Genomic DNA, 21159 nt, shown 5'->3' on the forward strand with positions numbered 1-21159 from the left:
GCCTGCCTGAAGTTGTTTGGGTCTGTCGCATCCATCACTGCTTAGGCTAGCCTTCGTTTCATGGGTTATTCACGCGCAATGGTGGTCGAGACCACGATCCTGAATCCTCGACTGCTCAGGATTCGGTTCGATGTTCCGAACCTGGCGGGCATTGAACTACCCAGGCTCGCCGACGAGGTCGTCGGCATCTATTTCCCGGTCGACGGCCAGGATTCACCTCCCGACATGGAGTGCCGGGACGGTGTCTGGGGCTACTACGACGTCGATCCGATGCCCGAGGGACGCAACTACACGGTCCGCGGCATCGAACCCGGTACCAACGTGATGACCGTCGATTTCGTGGTTCACGACCACGGTGTCGCCACGACGTGGGCGCAGCGTGCGCAGGTCGGTGACCAGGTGGCGATGGCACATGGCCGCGGGTGGTACTGCCCCGAACCGACCACCGAATGGCAACTGTTGGTTGCCGACCTGGCCGGGTTGCCCGCGCTGGCACGCATCATCGAAGAGTTGCCCGGCGGCGCGCGAGCCACGGCAATCGTGGAAGTGGTCGACGAGAGCGATCTCGACTACCTGCCGTCGCGCGACGGCGTCGAGCTCATCACGCTGATCGGCAGCGGCAATGGCAACGGTGACAGCCGCCTGGACGTGGCCGTCGAAAAGTTCGAGCATCCCGAAGGCCGTGGTTACTGCTGGTTCGCCGCAGAGGCAAAGGCGTCGAGGGCGGTGCGCAAATATCTGCGTCGCCGGTTCGGCTGGAAGACCGAGCAGTGCGACATCATCGGTTACTGGCGTTTTGACGGTGAGAAATGGGCGCGCAAGTTCTCCGAACAGGGTGCGCAGGCGCTCGAGGTGTACACGCAGGCGCTCGCCGAAGGGAAGAGCCCGAAGGTGGCCAACGAGATATACGACGATGCGCTCGAGCGGGTCGGGCTGTAACAGCGCACGTTCTCCCTGCGCCCCGGCACGATTGTGCGCCGCGGGGTGGTACTAGGGTGTCGCCTCGAGTGCAGATCGGCATCTCACGGGCGCGGACGACTCACCAGCGCTGCTGTCCGATCTGCGAAACGACTGATCTGCGCGACGACCGATCTGCGCGACGACCGATCTGCGCGACGACAATGGCCGGAGGCTTCGGGTGGATTCTGACAGGTATGACCCCGGTACCAGGTTGCCGGTGTTCCTCGTACCACCCGCGGAACCTGTTCGGGGCAAAGAGATTCGGGTCGACGCGGACACGACGCCGCGACAGTTTGCCCTCCGCACGATTTTCGGTGCGGGTAGGTACACGATCCCGGCCGCGATCCTGATGGTCGGTCATTTTGTCGGTGAGGCGCTCGTGCCGGTGATCATGGGTATCGCCATCGACCGGGCGGTGTCCACCGGCGACGTCGGATCGTTGGTGATCTGGCTGATCGCGTTGGCCGCCGACTTCGTCCTGTTGTCCTATACCTGGCGGTTCGGTGAACGACTCGCCGTTTATGGGCAGACGATGGTCGAGCACCAATTCCGGATGCGCGTGACCGATCGCATCCTGAATCCGAAGGGGATGGCGGGCCCGGCCCGCCTGCCGGGTGTGTCACTCAACATCGCGACCTCCGACGTGAACCGGTTGTCGATGGCGGTCTTCATCGCGGTGTTCCCGATCGGCGAGATGGCCGCGGTGCTGGTGGCAGGCGGTGTACTCCTGTTCATCTCGTGGCCGCTCGGCCTGGCGATCCTCGTCGGAACCCCGGTGCTGCTGTGGATTCTCGATCTCACCGGAGGCCCGCTGCGCGCGCGGACCGAGCAGGAACAGGAGGTGGCAGGCGAAGCGGCCGGGACCGCCACCGATCTGGTGGCAGGCCTGCGCATCGTGAAGGGTCTCGGCGCCGAGGCCGAGGCCGGACGCCGCTACCGGGCAGCGAGCTCGCGTGCCCGCGACGCCGCCATCCGTGCCGGACGCACACAGGGTGCATATACCGGTGTGATGCAGATGGTTTCGGCCTTGTTCGTGGTGGGTGTGTGCATCGCGGCGGGGCTGATGGCACTCGACGGGAAGATGAGTCTGGGTGAACTCATCACCGTGGTCGGCCTCACCCAGTTCATGATGGGGCCGCTGAACAACTTGGGCACCAACTTCGGCCGGGTCTGGAACAGCGCGGTTCCCTGCGCAAAGCGGGTGTTGTCGGTGTTGCAGGCGGAACCGGCCACCAGAACCGGCGACGTCCGCGATGCTGCCGGGGCGCTGTCGTTCCACCACGTCACGATCGGTCCGGTCGAGGATCTCGACCTGACGCTGCCCACCGACGGTGTGGTCGTTGTCGTCTGTCCTCCCGAGGTCACCGAGGCCATCGGTGCGGTGCTGTCCAGGAAAGCCCATCCCGACTCCGGGCAGGTTACGGTCGGCGACATCGATCTGTTCGATCTGCACGGCGACGTGAGCGGCGAGCTGATCCGGACCGTGCCGCACACCCCGGACCTGTTCGAGGGCACGGTGCTGGAGAACATCGGCGCCGGGGTGCCGGACGGGCCCGACCGCGATTCGCGGATCACAAGGGCGATCTTCGCGGCGGCCTGCGACGATGTCGCGGACGTGCTGCCGAACGGTTTGGACACCCCGGTCGGTGAGGCGGGCCGGATGTTGTCGGGTGGTCAGCGCCAGCGGGTGAGCCTGGCCCGGGCCCTGGCCGCGGACTCGGCGATCCTGGTGCTCAACGATCCGACCACCGCGGTCGATTCGGTCACCGAAGCGACTGTTGTCTCCCGCCTGCATCAGGCGCGAGCCGGTCGGACGACCGTGGTGTTCACCAATTCGCCTGCATTGCTCGAGGTTTCCGATCAGGTGATCATCATCGAAGACGGGCGATTGCGCTATCAGGGTGTCTTGGCCGACGCCGAGTCGATGCTCGCCGGAGCGCTCGGAGGGGGCCGGTGAGTACTCCGATGTCGAACCCGAAACTCCTGGTCACCGACTTCTCGATGACGATGCGGTATCTGCGGGCGCAGTTGCGCCGGCATACCGCGCAACTGCTGCTGCTTGCGGTGGTCATGACCCTGGCCGCCGGCCTGGGTCTGGTCACTCCGCGCTCGCTTGGCACGATCATCGATATCGTGAACGGCGACAGCGGCAATGGTGACGCTGCCGAGATCTGGCGGCTGGCCGCCATCATGGCGGCCTCCGCGGTCGGTGCCGCGATCTTCGCGGCAATCGGAGTCCTGTTGTCGGCCAAGATCTTCGAATCGATCCTCGCCGATCTGCGCGAGGAGATGATCGCGGCGTCACTGACGTTGAAGCTCTCGCGGATCGAGGGTGCAGGCAGTGGTGACCTCGTGTCGCGGGCGACGGCGGACGTCAGTACCGTCAGTGAGGCGATCAGCAAAGCCGTGCCCGCGGTCCTGACCGCGGTCTTCACCATCGGCGTCACATTTGTCGGATTGGCCGCCCTCGACTGGCGATTCCTGATCGTGATCCTGTTGGTGATCCCGGTGTACGTCAACGGGATCCGGATGTATCTGCGGCACGCCCCTGTGCTGTATGCGGCGCAGCGCGAGGCCACCGCGGACCGGGCGCATCACGTGCTCGGTGCGATCCATGGGCTCGAGTCCGTGCACGCATTCCGGTTGTCGGCTCTGCTGAATCGGCGGATAGATCGGCACTCATGGGAAGTGGTCCGCTGGTCGATTCGGGCGAGTGTGCTCTTCAGTCGTCTGGGTGTCCGGGTGAACACGGGCGAATTCGTCGGCATGACAACCATTTTGATCGTGGGATTCTTCTTGGTCGACGGGAACTCCCTGACCATCGGTGCCGTCACCGCGGCGATGTTGTTCTTCCTGCTGCTCTTCGATCCGATCGGAATGCTGCTGTTCGTTGTCGATGACCTGCAGTCCGGTGCGGCAGCGCTCGGCCGGATCGTCGGGGTGATCGAAGAGTCGAAATCGGTGGACGACCCCATCGCGCCTGGCTCGCCGAAACCATCGGCACCGCTGCTGGAGCTGGAGGGCATCAGCCACGGGTATTCGGCCGAACACGAGGTGCTGCACGACATCTCGCTGACCCTGGTCGACGGTGAGCATGTCGCGGTGGTGGGACCCTCAGGTGCCGGAAAGACCACATTGGCGACGATCGTGGCCGGTGTCCATCGGCCGACGGCAGGCCGGGTCCTGCTCGAGGGTGTGGACATCGCGTCGATGGAACCGTCGGAGCTGTCCCGTTCGGTTGCCCTTGTCACCCAGGAGGTCCACGTCTTCGCCGGCACCTTGGCTGCCGACCTGCGGATGGCCGCGCCCGATGCCACCGACGAGGAGCTGTCCGCCGCACTCGAACTCGTCGGTGCGGGCGGGTGGGTGCGCAACCTGTCCGATGGCATTCGGACGGAGGTGGGCTCGGAGGGACATCAGCTCACTCCGATGCAGTCGCAACAACTCGCGCTCGCGCGACTCGTACTGCTCGACCCCAAGGTTGCGATCCTCGACGAGGCGACCGCCGACGCGGGCAGTGTGGGCGCGGGGGTACTCGAGGAGTCGGCGCAGGCCGCCCTGAAGGGGCGGACCGCGCTGATCGTCGCGCACCGTCTGAGCCAGGCGGCCCGTGCCGACCGCATCGTGTTCATGGAGCGCGGCCGGATCGTGGAGGTGGGCACGCACGCAGATCTGGTGACGCGAGGAGGGCGCTACTGCGAGCTCTGGAATGCCTGGTCGCGGGGACGTGGGGTGTCGAACAACTAGGAATTCCGAGTGCGGATCAAGCCAGTTGACACAAAAAGCCTATATGAACTCAATTACCATTGGTAGAAATATCAGGCTAGGCTAACTTTGTAGATCTATTGGCCGATACGGCCCATGTAGATCGATCAGCAGACGCCACAGGTAGGAGAGTGCTCATGGTCCACGACGTGCGCAGCACACGCACCGGTACCCGACGGGATCTCGCGAGGGGGGAACAGATGCCGGCCGCGCGGGGATGGGTGGCCGGTTCATGACCACCGACTTCGACGTCGTGGGCGTGGGTTTCGGTCCTTCGAATCTCGCCCTTGCGATCGCGCTCGAGGAGCACAACCGAAATCTGGATCCCGCCGACCGGATCACCTCGTGCTTCATCGAGAAGCAGAGCCGATTCGGGTGGCACCGGGGAATGTTGTTGCCGGGGACCACGATGCAGATCTCGTTCCTCAAGGACCTCGTCACCCAGCGCGATGCCACGAGTCGCTACTCCTTCCTCAACTATCTGTCCGAGCGCAGCCGGTTGACGCATTTCATCAACCAGCAGAGCTTCTTTCCCACTCGGATCGAGTTCCACGACTACCTCGAATGGGCGGCGGGGCAGGTCGATGTCCCGGTTCTGTACGGGGCCGAGGTGACGGGCGTGCGCCAGATATCGAACACGTTCGAAGTGTGCATGAGTGACCGCGCGCCGGTCACCGCACGCAACGTCGTGATCGCGGGCGGCCTGCGGGCCAAGCTCCCGAATGGCATCGCCTCGAGCGCCCGGGTCTTCCACAATCATCGGCTGCTGGACCATCTGCGCGTGCTGCCGACGTCAACGCACCACCGGTTCGTGGTGGTCGGTGCTGGGCAGAGCGCCGCGGAAGTTGCTGCTTACCTGCATGATTCATATCCGGAGGCGGAAGTTCACGCCGTTTTCGGGAAGTACGGGTACACGCCGGCCGACGACAGCCCCTATGCGAATCGCATCTTCGATCCGGAGGCGGTGGTCGAGTTCCACAGTGCCTCGGCCGAACTCCGTCAGCAGCTGCTCGACTATCACCGCGCCACCAACTACTCCGCGGTGGATCTGCCGCTGATCGAGGAGCTCTATCGGCGGGAGTATTCCGAGCGGGTCTCCGATAGTCGGCGCTTGTTCGTCCACGGGGCATCCGAGATTGCCGACGTGGCGGACTACGGGGACGGTGTCACCGTGCGGATCGGGCACCGGACGACCCGGGACCACACCGAAATCGATTGTGATGCGATAATATTCGCGACCGGATTTCAGCCGGTGGCCCTTGTGGACCTACTCGGACCGCTGGCGGGTGAATGCCATATCGACGATCAGGGCAGGCCGCTCATCGATCGCGAATACCGCATCGTGACCAATGATGGGGTCGAAGGTGACATCTACCTTCAGGGCAATACCGAACACACGCACGGACTGACATCGACCCTGCTCTCGAATCTTGCTGTGCGATCAGGCGAATTGGTGAACTCACTGGCCGGTAGAGCGCGTGTCGGTGACCTGGAAACGGAAGGGGTGCCCACTCTTGTCGACAAATCCTTTTGATGACGAAGACGGAAAGTTCTATGTGCTGGTGAACCACGAGGAGCAGTACTCGTTGTGGCCGACTTTCGCGACGGTTCCGACAGGCTGGGCAATCGTGCACGGGAGTGATGGGATGACGTCGAGGCAGTCGTGTCTCGACCACGTCGAACAGCAATGGACCGATATGCGACCGAAGAGTCTTCGGGACGCCATGGACCTCGCGCCCGCGCAGGTCGCATCGAGTCAGGAGATCTGATGTTGCGCACTCTGGTGAACGGAAAAATCCACCGCGCCACCGTCACCCAGGCAGATCTGCACTACGTCGGATCCGTCACCATCGACGAGACCCTGTTGAAGGCGGCCGATCTCGTCGAGGGCGAGATGGTCAGCATCGTGGACATCACCAACGGATCGCGGTTGGAGACGTATGTCATCACCGGCGCTGCCGACAGCGGGGTCGTCTGTATCAATGGTGCGGCGGCCCACCTGGTGGACCCGGGTGATCTGGTGATCATCATGTCCTACGTCCAACTCGACGAGGCCGAGGTCCTGCTACACGAGACCAAGGTCGTCCACGTCGATGGGAACAACTCGATTTTGGCGCTGGGAAATGATGTGGCACAGCCGGTTCCGGGGGCAGTTGATCAGCGCTCGTCACGGTGACACAGTGGTACCCGCAGTGATACCCGTCCGACGGCGAAGCGGCCGGGGCGAACTCTATGGAAGGTGAACGATGCGTGTCGTGATGTTCGGATATCAGACGTGGGGGCACAAGACCCTCGAGGCGCTGATCGGATCCGATCACGAGGTTGCCCTGGTGGTGACCCACCCGGTGAGTGAGCAGCGGTACGAGTCGATCTGGGCCGATTCCGTGGAGGACCTGGCCCGGTCGAACGGGGTCGATGTGGAGCTCGCCACCCGACCGACGGCGGAGCTGATCGAGCGCGTGAAGCTCGCGGAGCCCGACATCATCGTGGCCAACAACTGGCGAACCTGGTTGCCCAGGGAGCTTTTCGACCTCCCGCCGCACGGAACCCTGAATCTCCACGATTCGTTGCTGCCGCGATTCACCGGCTTTTCCCCGGTGATCTGGGCGATGATCAGTGGGGCATCCGAAACCGGGCTGACGGCACACCGGATGGACGACGATCTCGACACCGGCGATGTCCTGGTGCAGAGGTCGGTTCCGATCGGACCCACCGACACCGCGACCGAACTCGTCGGTGCCACGATCGATCTGATCCCCGAGGTGCTGCTCGAGGCGCTCTCGCAGATCGAGTCAGGGACGGCGACATGGACCCCACAGAACCTGGACGACCGGACGTTCTTCCACAAGCGCTCCGAGCGTGACAGCCTGATCGATTGGTCCTGGCCCGCAGAGGATCTCGATCGGCTCGTCCGGGCGTTGTCCGACCCCTACCCGAACGCGTACACGTTTGCGCGTGGTCAGCGCATCCGGATCACCAAGGCACGGGTGTCGCGGGGCATCTACGGGGGTACACCCGGCCGGATCTTCATCAAGGAGGGTCACGGCATGGTGATCGTGGCCGGCCCGAACGCGCATCGGGGCCAGAACCATGGCCTGGTGCTCGAACGGGTCCGCACCGATGACGACGTCGAACACAACGCACTGGACTTCTTCCCGCACGGTGGCGGGTACCTGTCGGACGACGCATAGATCAACCGGCGGCGTCCCCACGTCAATCATTTGATCCTATACAGAGAGTGCCTAAAAAGGTACTATCGCAAGGATCATCTGGATGGCGCAGGGCACGACTGGCTCTGCCTGCAAGTAAAGGAAGTCGCACAAAGTGAAATCCAATAGTCGAGCCACGGGAATGGCGGGGCGGGTGGCGATCCTGGCCATCGCTCTCCTGCTCCCGGCCGCATGCTCGAGCGACTCCGATGCCAGTTCGTCGGACGAATCGGCCGTGACGGTCACCGGTGCATACGGCGAGACCGTCGTCGAAGAGACGCCGCAGCGCGTGGTCGCGATGTCGGCCACCGATGCCGATTTCCTGCTCTCCGTCGGCGTGACGCCGATCGCGATCCCGAGCATGCCGCAAACCGATGCGGCGACCAACGGAACGAGCATCTACCCCTGGGCAGAGGGTAAGTACCCGGCCGATACACCGAAGATCGCTGCGCCTGCCACCGATTTCAGCATCGAGGCCGTTGCGGCGCTCGATCCCGATCTCATCGTGGCGACCGGCTTCTGGGGCCTCGACGAGACGTCCTTCGCGGCACTGTCCGAGATCGCTCCGGTGCTGCACTTCGACACCGAGGCCAACGCTGATCCGTGGCAGGACAACGTGCGCAAGGTCGGCCAGGTCGTCGATCGCGTCGACGAGGCCGAGGCGAGCATCAAGTCCGCTGAAGCGGCCGTCGCGACCGCCAAGTCCGACAACCCGGCGTTGGCGGGCAAGACCTACAACGCGATCATCTCGCCGTCCGAAGATGGTGTGTACGTGTTGTGTTCGACAGAAGACAACATGGCACGCGCGATGGCCGACCTCGGGCTCGTGCTCAGCGACTACGCGCAGACCGTCGAATGTGACGGCGGAAAGGGTGAGGTCTCCTGGGAGAACCTGCCCAATCTCGACGCGGATCTGCTGTGGGTGATCCCCGATACCCCCGATCAGGTCCAGGTCCTCGAGTCGCAGCCGCTGTGGCCGACTCTGACCGCAGTGTCCAAGGGTGCGGTGGCCGTGGTGCCGAAGACCGAGGGCGTGCCGTTCGCCCTGGCGTTCCCGTCGCCGCTCAGCCTCGAGTGGGGCGTGAACCAGCTGGCACCGCAATTGGCAGCTGCTGCAAGCAAATAGGCGATTCGCGTCAGTCTGAATCCATATGAGCCACCCCGGCCCTGCCGGGGTGGCTCACGGCGTTTTCGGGGCATCCGAACAACCCCTGACACTTCATATAGCCTAAACTGACAGGCGAGTATGCGTGAGGTCGTGCAGATAGTCCGACCGGGGTGTCACGGAGGGTTCGGTTCACATGACTGACACGTTCGAAACAACCAATGCAGGCGTTGGCCCAGCGGCGCCCGTCGGTGAATATGACGGTGGCACTGTCGATCTGCTCGCCGATGCGGATGTCGATGCGGGCCTCGGTCAACCGCCGGTCCGTCTGTCGATCGCAATACCGGGCGTGCGCGGTCTGCCGGAATCCGCTGTCGAATGGGCCGCTCGGCGGTGGTTCAGTGACTACTCGGGCCTGCTGCGCGCGTCGGGAGACTCGCCGCAGCCCGCATACCGGGTGAGCAGCGACCATGAAGATCTGAGTACCCCGCACCCCGGCGCCGTCGTGGACATGACCTGTCTGGTCGACGCCACCGGCGGTGTCCTGGAACTGACTGTCGACGTCACCACCAACGATCTCGACGAGGTATGGATCGCAGGCGCCGCCGACGTCATCCGTCGACTCGCCCACGACCGTCTCGAGAACCGGGAGAGTTCCGTTGCTCTCGGCGATGGCCGGGCCGTGCTCGCGCAGTACCTCCTCGAAGCAGCGTCGCCCGAACTGCTCGAACGTGATCACTGGGCCGAATTCGGCACCGAGCTCGAAGAACTCGAGCCGGCCACCATCGGGAACGACCCGACGGCCCGTGAGACCGGTGCGGCGCACCCCGATTGCCATCGCCTCCGAATCCACGCTCCGGTGACGGATTCCGGGTTGTCCTCGAGGGTTGTGGTGGTCGGGTCGGTGCTGCGGGCACTCGTGGATTGCGGCGTGCTCGACGGCGACACCGCCGACGGCGTGCTCGTCGACGTCGAGGAGCCCGCCCGAACGCAGCGCTGGGCACTGATCCCTGGCCGGATCCGTCGTCGGTTCCCGCTCTTGATCCCCGACGAACTCGTCTTTGCCCCGGTTGATCCCACGGGCGATTCCATGGTCGGTTCAACGGCCGAGTACCTCGCCGTCCTGGCCGCGGTGGTGGACATCGACGGCCCGATCGCTTCGGAGCATGGCGCGCTGCGGTTCGCGAATCCCTTGGCCGAAGGCATGTTCGACGACCTTGCCGAAGCCGACATCCTGGCCTCGATCCGCTTCGGTGACGCACTGCCTGCCTCAGATCGGTCCGAAGGCGATCAGACGGCGTTCGGGCGGTACGCGGTGGTGGTGACGGTCTGGATCGGTGCGACGGCGATCAACGGGCAACAACCGGTGGTCGTCGACGTGGCGGTTCGCCCCGATGCCCAGCCCGGTGCAGGCGATCTGGCCACGTCCGTGGCGGCCTCGCTGGGTGTCTGGGGTGCCGGACATCTCGGTGATGTGGAAGGCCTGGGGTCTGCTTTTGCCGCCGAACCTGCGGCGGCGCCGCTGGTGTCCGTCGACGACGAGACCGGCACGCGCATCGAGGCATTGTTCGGGCAACCGCGAGATGTGCTGCCCGTCTCGGCACTTCAAGAGGGTCTGCTCTTTCACCTGCAGTCCGCGCAGGCCTCGCAGGCAGGCGACCTGTATGCGTCGCAGTTCCATCTGACCATCGAGGGCCAGATCGACGCGGCCCGGATGCGGGACGCAGTGCGTGCGTTGTTGTTGCGTTACCCGAACCTGGCAGCAGGCTTCGTCACACTCGGTGACCGCACGTTGTCGGTGGTCCCTTCCGTCATCGAGGTCCCCTTCCGCCACCTGCGTTGCGATGTGTGGAAGCGAGACTTCGACACTGTGGCACAGGTCTTCGAACATGAACGTGCACAACCTTTCTCCGCCACCGCACCACCGTTGATCCGGTTCGTGCTGATCGAGCTCGCGCCGCGCAGTTCGGTACTGTGTGTGACTTTCGAGCACATCCTGGCCGATGGGTGGTCCGCGGGCCTGATGATGGATACGCTCCTCGACCTCTACACCGACCCGTCGGGGAGTTCGCTGACCGAGGTGGTCTCTTTCCGGACCTACCTGCAATGGTTGGCCGGACGGGATCTGTTGGTGGCCCGCGAGATCTGGGGCCGTCAACTGTCCGGATTCGATGAGCCGACCCTGCTGCGTCCGGACGCCGCGGCGATCGCGGCGACCACGGCGATGGCCAGGGACCACCACGAAGACCTCTCCTTATCGCTCAGTGATGACATCCGGAGCGCTGCCGCGGCCACCGGCGTCACCGTGAGCACGTTCCTGCAGGCGGCCTGGGGTATCACCCTGTCGCGGCTGGTCGGCAAGGATGATGTCGTATTCGGTACCACCGTCTCCGGTCGGCCCGCAGATCTCGAGGGTGCGGAATCGATTGTGGGACTGCTGTTCAACACCGTTCCGGTGCGGATGACGCTGCAGCCGGATCATACGGTGGCACAGGCGCTGGGTGACCTTCACGCGCGCAACATGGACGTCCTCGAACACCCGTACATCGGGCTCGGTGACATGCAGGCCATGGTGGGTCTGCGTACGTTGTTCGACACCCTGTTCATCATCCAGAATCATCCGGGACGCCGAGAGGGACAGACCTACGGTCCGGCAGGCGAGGTGCGGGTCGCCGATGCCGAGCTGACGGACTCAACCCATTATCCCGTCTCCTTCGCGTTGTATCCCGGTGAGCAGGTCCATGTGCGGTGCGCCTATCGGGGCGACCTGTTGACCGCCGAACAGGTTGCCGTGCTGGTGGATCGACTGCGGGGAGTTTTGCAGGACATGTCCGCGAACACCGCGTCGTCGGTGGGCAGTATCGCGGTGGCCACCGACAGCGAATACGCCCAGGTCACCTCCGAATGGAATGCGACCACGCGGGAGGTCGAACCCGTCACGGTTGCAGAGCTTTTCGATGCTGGTGTGGCCCGGACTCCGGATGAGGTCGCTCTGCGCTCCGGCCGGACGAGTCTGACGTTTGCCGAACTGAGCACTCGCGTCCACCAATACGCTCGCGCATTACGCGTCCGCGGTGTGGCCCCGGAATCCCGGGTGATCCTGATGCTTCCGCGGGACGAACGGATGATCATCTCGATGTTCGCGACCTTTGCGGTCGGGGCGGCATACGTGCCTGTCGATTCGGACTATCCGGTCGAACGGATCGGATACATGATCGATGCCGCCGCGCCGACCCTGATCGTGACGACCACCGATCTCGCGGCCCGACTGGGCTCTGTGGACTGCGCCGTCCTCGATCTCGACGATGTGGACGTGATCACCGAACTCGGTGCATACGCACCCGGACCACTGTCGGCCGCCGAACTCGGTACGCCGGTACATCCGGACAATCTCGCCTACATCATCTTCACCTCGGGCTCGACCGGTCGTCCCAAAGGCGTTGCGGTGCCGTACCGCGGCCTGACCAACATGTACTTCAACCATGCCGAGCGCATCTTCGATCGTGTCGTCGCCGGGCAGGGTGGACGCCGAATGCGGATCGCCCACACCACTTCCTTCTCCTTCGATGCGTCGTGGGAGCAGTTGTTCTGGCTTCTCGCCGGACACGAGGTGCACGTGATCGACGAGGACATGCGCCGGGATCCGACCGCACTGCTGGCCTATTACGACCGCGAGGTGATCGACGGATTCGACGTGACGCCGTCGTATGCGCTGTATCTGATCGAGCAGGGACTCCTGGAGCGGGATCGTCCGCGGGGTCTGTCCGTGTCGGAGACTGCGCCCGGCGTCGTGTTCGTCTCACTCGGCGGCGAAGCGGTACCGGATGTGCTCTGGACCGCGCTGCGGGACGCACCCGGGGTGGAGGGCTACAACCTCTACGGCCCAACCGAATACACGATCAACGCACTGGGGGCCGACGTCGCGGACAGCACCGTGTCGTCGGTGGGGAACCCGATCTTCAACACGCGTGCACACATCCTGGACTCCGGCCTCAATCCGGCCCTGCCCGGTGTTGCCGGTGAGCTGTATCTTGCAGGCGCGGGGACAGCGCGTGGCTACTTCGAACAGCCGTCGATGACCGGCCACCGATTTGTCGCCTGCCCCTGGGGCGATGGTGAGCGGATGTACCGCACCGGCGATCTGGCGCGGTGGCGTGCCGACGGCAGCATCGAATACCTGGGCCGGGTCGATGACCAGGTGAAGATCCGGGGTTATCGCATCGAGCTCGGGGAGATCGTCAACGTCCTGCTCGATGCACCGTCGATCGCGCAGGCGACGGTGGTTGTTCGGGAGGGTGCCGCGGGCCCGATCCTGGTCGCGTATGTGGTTGCTGCCGAGCATGATCGACACATCGACACCGATGCCCTTCGTTCGCACGTCGCACAAAGCCTGCCGGACTACATGATCCCGTCGGCGTTCGGCGTGATCACGGAGATACCGCTGACCATCAACGGCAAGGTCGATACCAGGGCGCTACCTGCAGTGGACACCGGCGAGGACGTCCATGTGGCGCCACGCACGGCGACCGAAGAGGTTGTCGCCGACGTCATCGCCTCGATCCTGGGTCTCGACCGGGTGTCGGTGGATGACGACTTCTTCGCGTTGGGTGGCCATTCGTTGTTGGCGATGCGGTTGGTGTCGAGGGTCAACGGGGCAGTGAACTCGGCGTTGTCGTTGCGGGACGTGTTCGACAGTCCATCGGTGGCTGGCATCGCGGCGGTGGTCGATTCGGAAACGTCCGGTGTCGGACGGCTCAGGGTGGCCGACGTCGCGCGCGCAGATGTGGTGCCCGCGTCGTACGGCCAGCAGGCCCTGTGGTTGATCGGGCAGGTCACCGGCGCCGGCTCGGTCTACACGATTCCGGTGCTGCTCTCGGTTGGTCCCGACTTCGATCAGGCGGAGTGGTCTGCGGCGTTGACGGATGTGGTGACACGCCAAGAGGCGTTGCGCACCTTGCTGGTCGATGTCGGTGACGGAGTCCTGCAACAGCAGCTTGTTGCCGCTGACGAGATCGATTCGTGGCTTGTTGTCGAGAACATCGACGTGACCGGCCCGGCGGAATCGGCGGTGCCGCAGCGGGTGCAGGCCTGGGTGCGGCAACCGATGGACGTGGGCCGCGACTTTCCGGTGCGGGCGGCGGTGTTCTGCGGTGGATCCGATGGAATCGCTGTGGGCGCGCCCGTGGTCGCGGCACTGGCGATACACCACGCGTTCATGGACGAGTGGTCGTTGCCGGTGTTGTTGCGCGACCTCGGTGTTGCGTACGCGGCACGCAGCCGCGGGCGGAACCCGGCATGGGAGCCGTTGACGGTGTCGTACGGGCAGTACGCGCTGTGGCAGCGGGAGCTGTTGGGTGAGGGTGATGTGGCGGGTTCGGTTGCCGCGCAGCAGCTGAACTATTGGGCCACGCATCTGGCGGATGCGCCGGATGTGTCGATGGTGGCGACGGACCGGCCTCGGCAGGCACTGGCATCCTATGACGGCTTCTCGGTGGAGTTCTCGGTCGATGACGCTGTGACGCAGGGGCTCCGGGCTTTGGCGGCGTCGTCGGATGTGTCGATGTACATGCTGGTGCAGGCGGCTGTCGCGGTGACGATGAGTGCCTTCGGTGCCGGCGATGACGTGGTGCTGGGATCGCCGGTGGGTGGCCGCGGTGACGAGGATCTCGATGATCTGGTCGGCTATTTCGTCAACACCTTGCCGATGCGCCATCGACTGGACGGCAACCCGGCCTTGGTCGAGGTGCTCGATCGGGTGCGTGAGGTGGTACTCGGCGGCTTCGCGAACCAGGATGTTCCGTTCGACCAGATCGTGAAGCACTCCGGGGTGAGGCGTAGTAGCGCGCACAACCCCCTGTTCCAGACGCTGGTGACCTATCGGGCCGCTGGCGTGGTCGGGTCGAGTGCTGATTCGCTTGCGGCAGCAGGATTCGGGCCGTATGCCGAGCGGGTCGAGATCGGCACGGTCAAGAGTGACCTCGACATTGACATCGCAGATGGGGTCGACGGGCTGACCGGTGTCATCGCCTGTGCAGCAGCGCTGTTCGACGAGTCGACGGGCAGGCGATTGGCGGCGGGTCTGTCGCGAGTACTGGCCGCATTTGCCGGCGATCTGACCCGTCGACTTTCGGACCTCGCGGTAGTGAGCTCATCGGATCTCGAACACATCGAACACTGGTCGCAGGGTGAAGCTGTGCCCACCGATCGTGACGCGACGCTGGATGTCCTGGTGGCCGATGCGGTCCGCGCGCAGCCGGACGCGACTGCGGTTCGCGGCGGTGGGAGGGAGCTGTCCTACCGGGAGTTGGGTGAGGCCACCACGCGCCTGGCACGACGCCTGATCGCCGATGGGATCGCACCCGAAGACCGTGTCGCGGTGTTCGTTCCGCGATCGATCGAGATGGTGACCGGGTTCGTCGGTGCGGCTGTGGCCGGCGCGGCCGTGGTGCCGGTGGATTCGTCGTACCCCACCGAGCGCATCCGGATGATCCTGGACGACTGCCGTCCGGCGGTGGTGTTGACCACTGCCGCATTGGCCGAGGCCATCTCGGAGATCACCGGAGGGCTCGGGGCACGTGTGATCTGTCTGGACGAACTCGACCAGAGTTCTTCGGAGGCCGCCGGTCTCGACGATGGGCTACCTGCGCTTCGCTCGTCCAACGCCGCGTACGTCATCTACACGTCGGGGTCCACCGGCCGTCCCAAGGGTGTCGTCGTCGACCATGCGGCGATCATCAACCTCATCCGGTGGCGGCAGTCGGAGTTCCCGCTCACCGTGGGTGAGGGTGTGTTGCAGAAGACGTCGGTGGGATTTGATCCCGCGATCCCGGAGATCCTGTGGCCCTTGGTCGTCGGAGGCACGGTGGTCCTCGCCGATGATGGCGGGGACAAAGACCTGTCCTATCTCGGCCGGGAGCTGAACTCGGGCGGCATCACCTTTGTCGAACTCGTCCCGTCGGTGATCGCGGCGATGCTCGAACAGGGCATCGACCTGTCCGGCTCCGGTCTGAAATACCTGTCCGCCGGTGGCGAGGCGTTGTCCGGGGCCCTCCGTGAGCGCATCGCGCAGGCCTGGGGTGTGCCGGTCTGGAACACCTATGGTCCGGCCGAGGCAGCGGTGGAGGTCACCAGCTTCGGCGGCGATTCCGACAGCCGGGGTGCGGTCCCGATCGGATCGCCTGTCTGGAACACCCACGTGCTGGTGCTCGACGATCTCCTGCGGCCGGTCGCCCCAGGAGTGACGGGCGAGCTCTATGTGGGTGGGCACCAACTGGCCCGCGGTTACCTGGATCGCCCCGACCTGACTGCCGGACGATTTGTCGCCTCTCCCACAGGCACAGCAGGCGCGAGGATCTATCGCACCGGTGATCTCGTGCGATGGACCGAGGCCGGGGATCTGGTCTTTGTCGGGCGGGTCGACAACCAGGTGAAGATCAACGGGTCCCGGGTCGAACTCGGTGACGTCGAAGGAGCACTCGGGTCCATCGCCGACATCGCGAATTGCGCGGTGACCGTGCTGGATACACCGAACGGCGTGTCCCGCCTGATCGCATACGTGACCCCGGCCGGGCGCCGGAAGGCCGACGACCTCGATCCCTCGGCGATCCGAACCGCTCTCTTCGATCACGTCCCGGCGCACATGGTTCCGTCCGTGGTGATCGCGGTGCAAACGTTGCCGCGCACCGCAAACGGCAAGCTCGACCACAGGGCGCTACCCGCACCGGCGGATACTGCCGGTACCGGGCGGCTTCCGCAGACCCCGACCGAGCAGATGATCGCCGCCGCGTTCGCCGACGTACTGGGTGTGGATCGGGTGTCGGCCGACGACGACTTCTTCGGTTTGGGCGGTCACTCACTGTTGGCGATGCGGGTCGTGTCGCGGATCAATGGCGCACTCGGGTCGGCGTTGTCCCTGCGGGATGTGTTCGACCGTCCGTCGGTGGCAGGGCTTGCCTGCGTGGCGGATTCGGCGGTCGGTGGGACCGGCCGGATTCGGCTCGCCGATGTGACATGTGGCGAGGTCGTGCCTGCGTCCTTCGGTCAGGAGGCGTTGTGGCTGATCGGACAGGTGACCGGTGCGGGCTCGGTCTACACGATTCCGGTGGTCCTCACGGTTGGCGCTGATTTCGACGAGAATGCATGGTCGGCGGCGTTGACCGATGTGCTGATCCGGCAGGAGGCGTTGCGAACCCTGCTCGTCGACTCCGGTGAGGGTGTGTTGGTGCAGCGGGTTGTCCCTACCGGTGGCCTCGGTTCATGGTTCGGCGTTGAACGGCTGGCTCTTTCGGGTTCCGATATCGACGGTGCCGCGAGCACTGATGCTCATGCGCGGGTCGAATCCTGGGTGCAGCGCCCCGTCGACGTGGGTCGCGACTTCCCAGTGCGTGCTGCTGTGTTCGCGAACGTCGACAGCAGCGCGGATGATCGGGTGGTCATCGTGGCGCTGGCGATCCACCATGTCGCGGTTGACGAGTGGTCGCTGCCGGTATTGCTGCGTGACCTGGGTATGGCGTACTCGGCCCGTCGCCATGGCCGCGCTCCGGTCTGGGACCGTCCGGTGGTGCCATACGGACGCTACGCGGTGTGGCAACGGGAGTTGTTGGGCGACTGTGATAATCCGGGCTCAGTCGGTCACGAGCAGTTGGGTCATTGGCGCGAACATCTCACCGGTGCGCCGGAGGTGTCGATGGTGGCGACGGACCGGCCGCGCCCTGTGGTCGCGGCGTTTGACGGATTCTCGCTCGAGTTCGACGTCGATGACACTGTGACGCAGGGTCTTCGGGAACTGTGTGCGTCGTCGGACGTGTCGATGTACATGGTGGTCCAGGCCGCTGTCGCAGTGATGATGTTCGGATTCGGCGCCGGTGACGACGTGGTGCTGGGGTCGCCGGTAGGTGGCCGTGGTGATGAGGATCTGGATGACGTTGTCGGCTATTTTGTCAACACTCTGCCGTTGCGTCATCGGCTGGATGGGAACCCGACCCTGGCCACGGTGCTGGCCCGCGTTCGGGAGGTGGTCCTGAGTGGTTTCGCGAATCAGGACGTGCCGTTCGGCCAGATCGTGCAGGACTCCGGCGTGAGGAGGAGTAGCGCCCACAACCCGTTGTTCCAGACGCTCGTGACGTATCGGGTTGCCGGAGTGCTCGACTCGAGTGTGGAGTCACTGCTGGCAGAGGGCTTCTCGCCGTTTCCCGACAGGGTGGGGATCGGTGCTGTCAAGAGCGACCTCGAGGTCGACATCGGCGAAGCCGGTGACAGTCTCGTCGGCACCATCTCGTGCGCGTCCTCGTTGTTCGACGAGGTCACCGCACAACGGTTGGCCGATGGAATGCGTCAGGTGCTGGCGGCTTTTGCCGGCGATGTGGATCGGCGGCTGTCGGATGTCGCGGTGATCGGTTCCGCAGAGTTGGCGCGAATCGACGGCTGGTCGCGCGGTGAGGTGGTACCCCTTGATCACGATGTGACCGTGGACGTGCTGCTGGCCGAGGCCGCGCGGACGCATGCCGCCGTGCCCGCGGTTCGCGGTGGTGGGAAGCAATTGTCCTATGCGGAGTTCGATGGCGCGGTGAACAGGCTGGCTCGGTTCCTGCTGGCGCGGGGTGTGAGACCGGAGGCCAGGGTGGCTGTCCTGCTGCATCGCTCCGTGAAACTTCCCTCGGTGCTGAGCGGAATCGTGCGTGCCGGTGCGACATTCGTTCCGATCGACCCGTCGAACCCGGCGGACCGGATCGAATACGTTCTCACACAGAGTGGCTCGACCATCGTGTTCGTCGAATCCGCCACGCGCTCCGCGCTCGACGGGGTCGCGATCGGAGACGACGTCACGGTCATCGACCTCGGAAGTCCGGACGTTCAGGTGCAACTCGCGCAGTTCGGCAGTGCCCCGATCGAAGACGAAGAGCGTCCTCGTCGGATACTGGGATCCGACGCGGCCTACGTGATCTACACATCGGGATCGACCGGCCGGCCCAAGGGCGTGGTGATCGAGCACCACGGGTTCGTGAACTTCCTGCGGTGGAAGCAACAGGTCACCGGTATCGAACCCGACGAACGAGTGCTTCAGAAGACCCCGATATCATTCGACGCTTCCCTCTGGGAGTTCTTCGTGCCGTTGATGATCGGTGCGACGGTGGTGATGGCGGATCCGGATGGACATCGGGATCCGGCCTACCTGGCGCGGATCATCGCCGAAGAGCAACTCACGACCATCGAGTTCGTCCCGTCGATGCTCGACGCCCTCCTCGAATACGGTGTCGACGACGTGGACATGTCGAGTCTGCGGCGGATCTTCTGCGGTGGTGAGGCACTCTCGGTGGCCACCGCATCCGCGGCATTGGCGAGATTCGGTGACATCTTGTTCAACCTCTACGGGCCCACCGAGACCACGGTGGGAATCACCTCGCAAAGGGTCAGTTCGTCGTTGCTCGAATCGGGTGCACGGTTCGGCGGAGGATTGCCGATCGGCGTGCCCGCACACAATTCGCAGGCCTTGGTGCTCGACCGGTACCTCTCGCCGGTCCCGGTCGGTGTGGTCGGCGAGTTGTACCTGGGCGGTCCGCAGTTGGCCCGCGGCTACCATGGCCGAGCTGATCTGACGGCCACCGCGTTCGTGGCGAGCCCGGTGCCCGGCGCCACGGGGGAGAGGATCTACCGAACCGGAGACCTGGTGCGGTGGAACAAATTCGGCTCGTTGGAGTACCTGGGGCGGGTGGACGATCAGATCAAGATCCGTGGGTTCCGGGTCGAGGTCGACGAGATCAGAACAGTTCTCGAACAGCATCGGGGTATTCGGTCGGCGGCTGTGGTGGCCCGTGACCGGACCGGTGTCGGCTCTTCGGACCGATACCTGGCCGCCTACTACTGTGTCGAGGCATCCGGCGGACCCGAGTTCGCCGCCGCTGATCCGGTGGCAATCGAACGCACACTGCGAGCGCATCTGTCGGCGCGACTGCCCGACTATATGGTGCCGTCGGCATACGTCGCGCTGGAGTCCATTCCGGTGACCGTCAACGGCAAGCTCGATGTGAAAGCGCTGCCGGAGCCGGGCACCTCGAACGAAGGTGGCACTGAGCCGACCACGGATCTCGAAAGGGCTGTGGCACAGGTGGTGCAGGAGATCCTGGGTCTCGATGCTGATCAGACGCTCTCGCTGGAAGACGACTTCTTCCGGCTCGGTGGGCATTCGCTCTTGGCCGCGCGCCTCGTCACGCGGCTGAACCGGGACCTCGGCAGTTCACTGACAATGCAGAGTGTGTTCTCGGCCCCGTCGGTCGGAGCTCTGGCGCAGGCCCTCGATCCTGATCGCGGCGTCGGGTCGGACACCGATCCGTTGCTCCTGCGCCTGACCGATACCGAGGCCGGGCAGCAGCCGGTCATCGCCGTGCATGCGAGCTCGGGCTTCGGGACCGTCTATTCGACGCTGGCGTCGTACGTCGAACCCGGGAGGGGTCTTGTGGCGCTGCAGGATCCGTCCCATGCGGGTGATCAGCGCGACTTCGAGACCCTCGACGAGCTGGTCGATTTCTACACCGGTTCTGTGCTGGCGGGTGCACCCGAGGGACCGTACAACCTGGTGGGCTGGTCGTACGGAGGTCACATCGCCTTCGGTATCGCGCGTGAACTCGAGGCGATGGGCAAAGAGGTTGCGACCGTGACGATCCTGGATACCCCACCGGTGACCGGGTCGAGCGTGATCATCTGGGACGACCAGGAACGGGAACACGAGGTGCGGACCTCGTTCGCACGCTTCGCCGAACTACCCGATGTCACCGGACTGTCCCGCGCGGAGATCCAGGAGCTCAACACCGCAACAACCGGTCCGCTCTCGAATCTCGGTGACCGCGAGGCATTCGCGTTCATGGATTCCTTCGATCGGTGCCTGCGGTTGATGGAGGCCCTGCCTACCAGGGGTGCGCTCAAGGCCCGGGGTCTGCTCGTCCTCGGCCGGGAGCACGCGGACTTGGCCCGCCAGACCACAGAGCAGTGGAGCCGTCACTTCCACGAAGGCGTCGAGGTGCGCTGGGTGGACGTCGACCACGAGGACATGGTGTCAGCCATCGGTGTCACCGAATGGGCGCCGTGGTGGGCGCAGCACCTTCGCTGAACTCGTAATTCGATCTA

Annotated in this window: 9 protein-coding genes; all 9 read left to right on the forward strand. The window is 64.7% G+C overall.

The window, feature by feature from the left end; translation table 11 throughout:
- The first annotated feature begins 60 nt into the window (after positions 1-60).
- The 9 genes from AC56PL_RS14050 (at position 61) to AC56PL_RS14090 (ending at position 21142) form a co-directional block, all read left to right on the forward strand.
- Positions 61-939, forward strand: coding sequence for an SIP domain-containing protein (locus AC56PL_RS14050; RefSeq protein WP_495514278.1), 879 nt, complete (start codon positions 61-63; stop codon positions 937-939).
- 199 nt (positions 940-1138) lie between these two features.
- The gene (locus AC56PL_RS14055) at positions 1139-2917 is read left to right on the forward strand and encodes an ABC transporter ATP-binding protein (RefSeq protein ID WP_497154200.1); all 1779 of its coding nucleotides are present in this window, start codon (positions 1139-1141) and stop codon (positions 2915-2917) included.
- Positions 2914-4707, forward strand: a complete 1794-nt coding sequence (locus tag AC56PL_RS14060; protein ID WP_497154201.1) for an ABC transporter ATP-binding protein — start codon at positions 2914-2916, stop codon at positions 4705-4707. The genes AC56PL_RS14055 and AC56PL_RS14060 overlap by 4 nt, the downstream gene beginning before the upstream one ends.
- Before the next feature lie 250 nt (positions 4708-4957).
- Positions 4958-6259 (forward strand): lysine N(6)-hydroxylase/L-ornithine N(5)-oxygenase family protein, encoded by a 1302-nt coding sequence (locus tag AC56PL_RS14065; protein WP_497154202.1) that lies wholly within the window; start codon positions 4958-4960, stop codon positions 6257-6259.
- A complete protein-coding gene (locus AC56PL_RS14070) occupies positions 6240-6494 on the forward strand; it encodes an MbtH family NRPS accessory protein (RefSeq protein ID WP_495514282.1) in 255 nt (84 codons plus the stop codon). Before AC56PL_RS14065 ends, AC56PL_RS14070 begins: the two co-directional genes overlap by 20 nt.
- A complete protein-coding gene (panD, locus tag AC56PL_RS14075) occupies positions 6494-6901 on the forward strand; it encodes an aspartate 1-decarboxylase (protein ID WP_497154203.1) in 408 nt (135 codons plus the stop codon). The genes AC56PL_RS14070 and panD overlap by 1 nt, the downstream gene beginning before the upstream one ends.
- A 70-nt stretch (positions 6902-6971) precedes the next feature.
- Complete coding sequence (locus AC56PL_RS14080) at positions 6972-7916, forward strand: methionyl-tRNA formyltransferase (RefSeq protein ID WP_497154204.1); 945 nt, start codon at positions 6972-6974, stop codon at positions 7914-7916.
- A gap of 133 nt (positions 7917-8049) precedes the next feature.
- Entirely contained in the window at positions 8050-9060 is a 1011-nt protein-coding gene (locus AC56PL_RS14085; protein ID WP_497154205.1) for an ABC transporter substrate-binding protein, read from the forward strand.
- A gap of 175 nt (positions 9061-9235) precedes the next feature.
- A complete protein-coding gene (locus tag AC56PL_RS14090; protein WP_497154206.1) occupies positions 9236-21142 on the forward strand; it encodes an amino acid adenylation domain-containing protein in 11907 nt (3968 codons plus the stop codon).
- Positions 21143-21159 lie beyond the last annotated feature (17 nt).

Source organism: Williamsia sp. Y721, from assembly GCF_059683565.1.

Bases quoted from the DNA above. Each gene is read 5' to 3' on its own strand.
- AC56PL_RS14050 (WP_495514278.1), top strand. From the start codon at position 61: ATGGGTTATTCACGCGCAATGGTGGTCGAGACCACGATCCTGAATCCT.
- AC56PL_RS14065 (WP_497154202.1), top strand. From the start codon at position 4,958: ATGACCACCGACTTCGACGTCGTGGGCGTGGGTTTCGGTCCTTCGAAT.
- panD (WP_497154203.1), top strand. From the start codon at position 6,494: ATGTTGCGCACTCTGGTGAACGGAAAAATCCACCGCGCCACCGTCACC.
- AC56PL_RS14080 (WP_497154204.1), top strand. From the start codon at position 6,972: ATGCGTGTCGTGATGTTCGGATATCAGACGTGGGGGCACAAGACCCTC.
- AC56PL_RS14090 (WP_497154206.1), top strand. From the start codon at position 9,236: ATGACTGACACGTTCGAAACAACCAATGCAGGCGTTGGCCCAGCGGCG.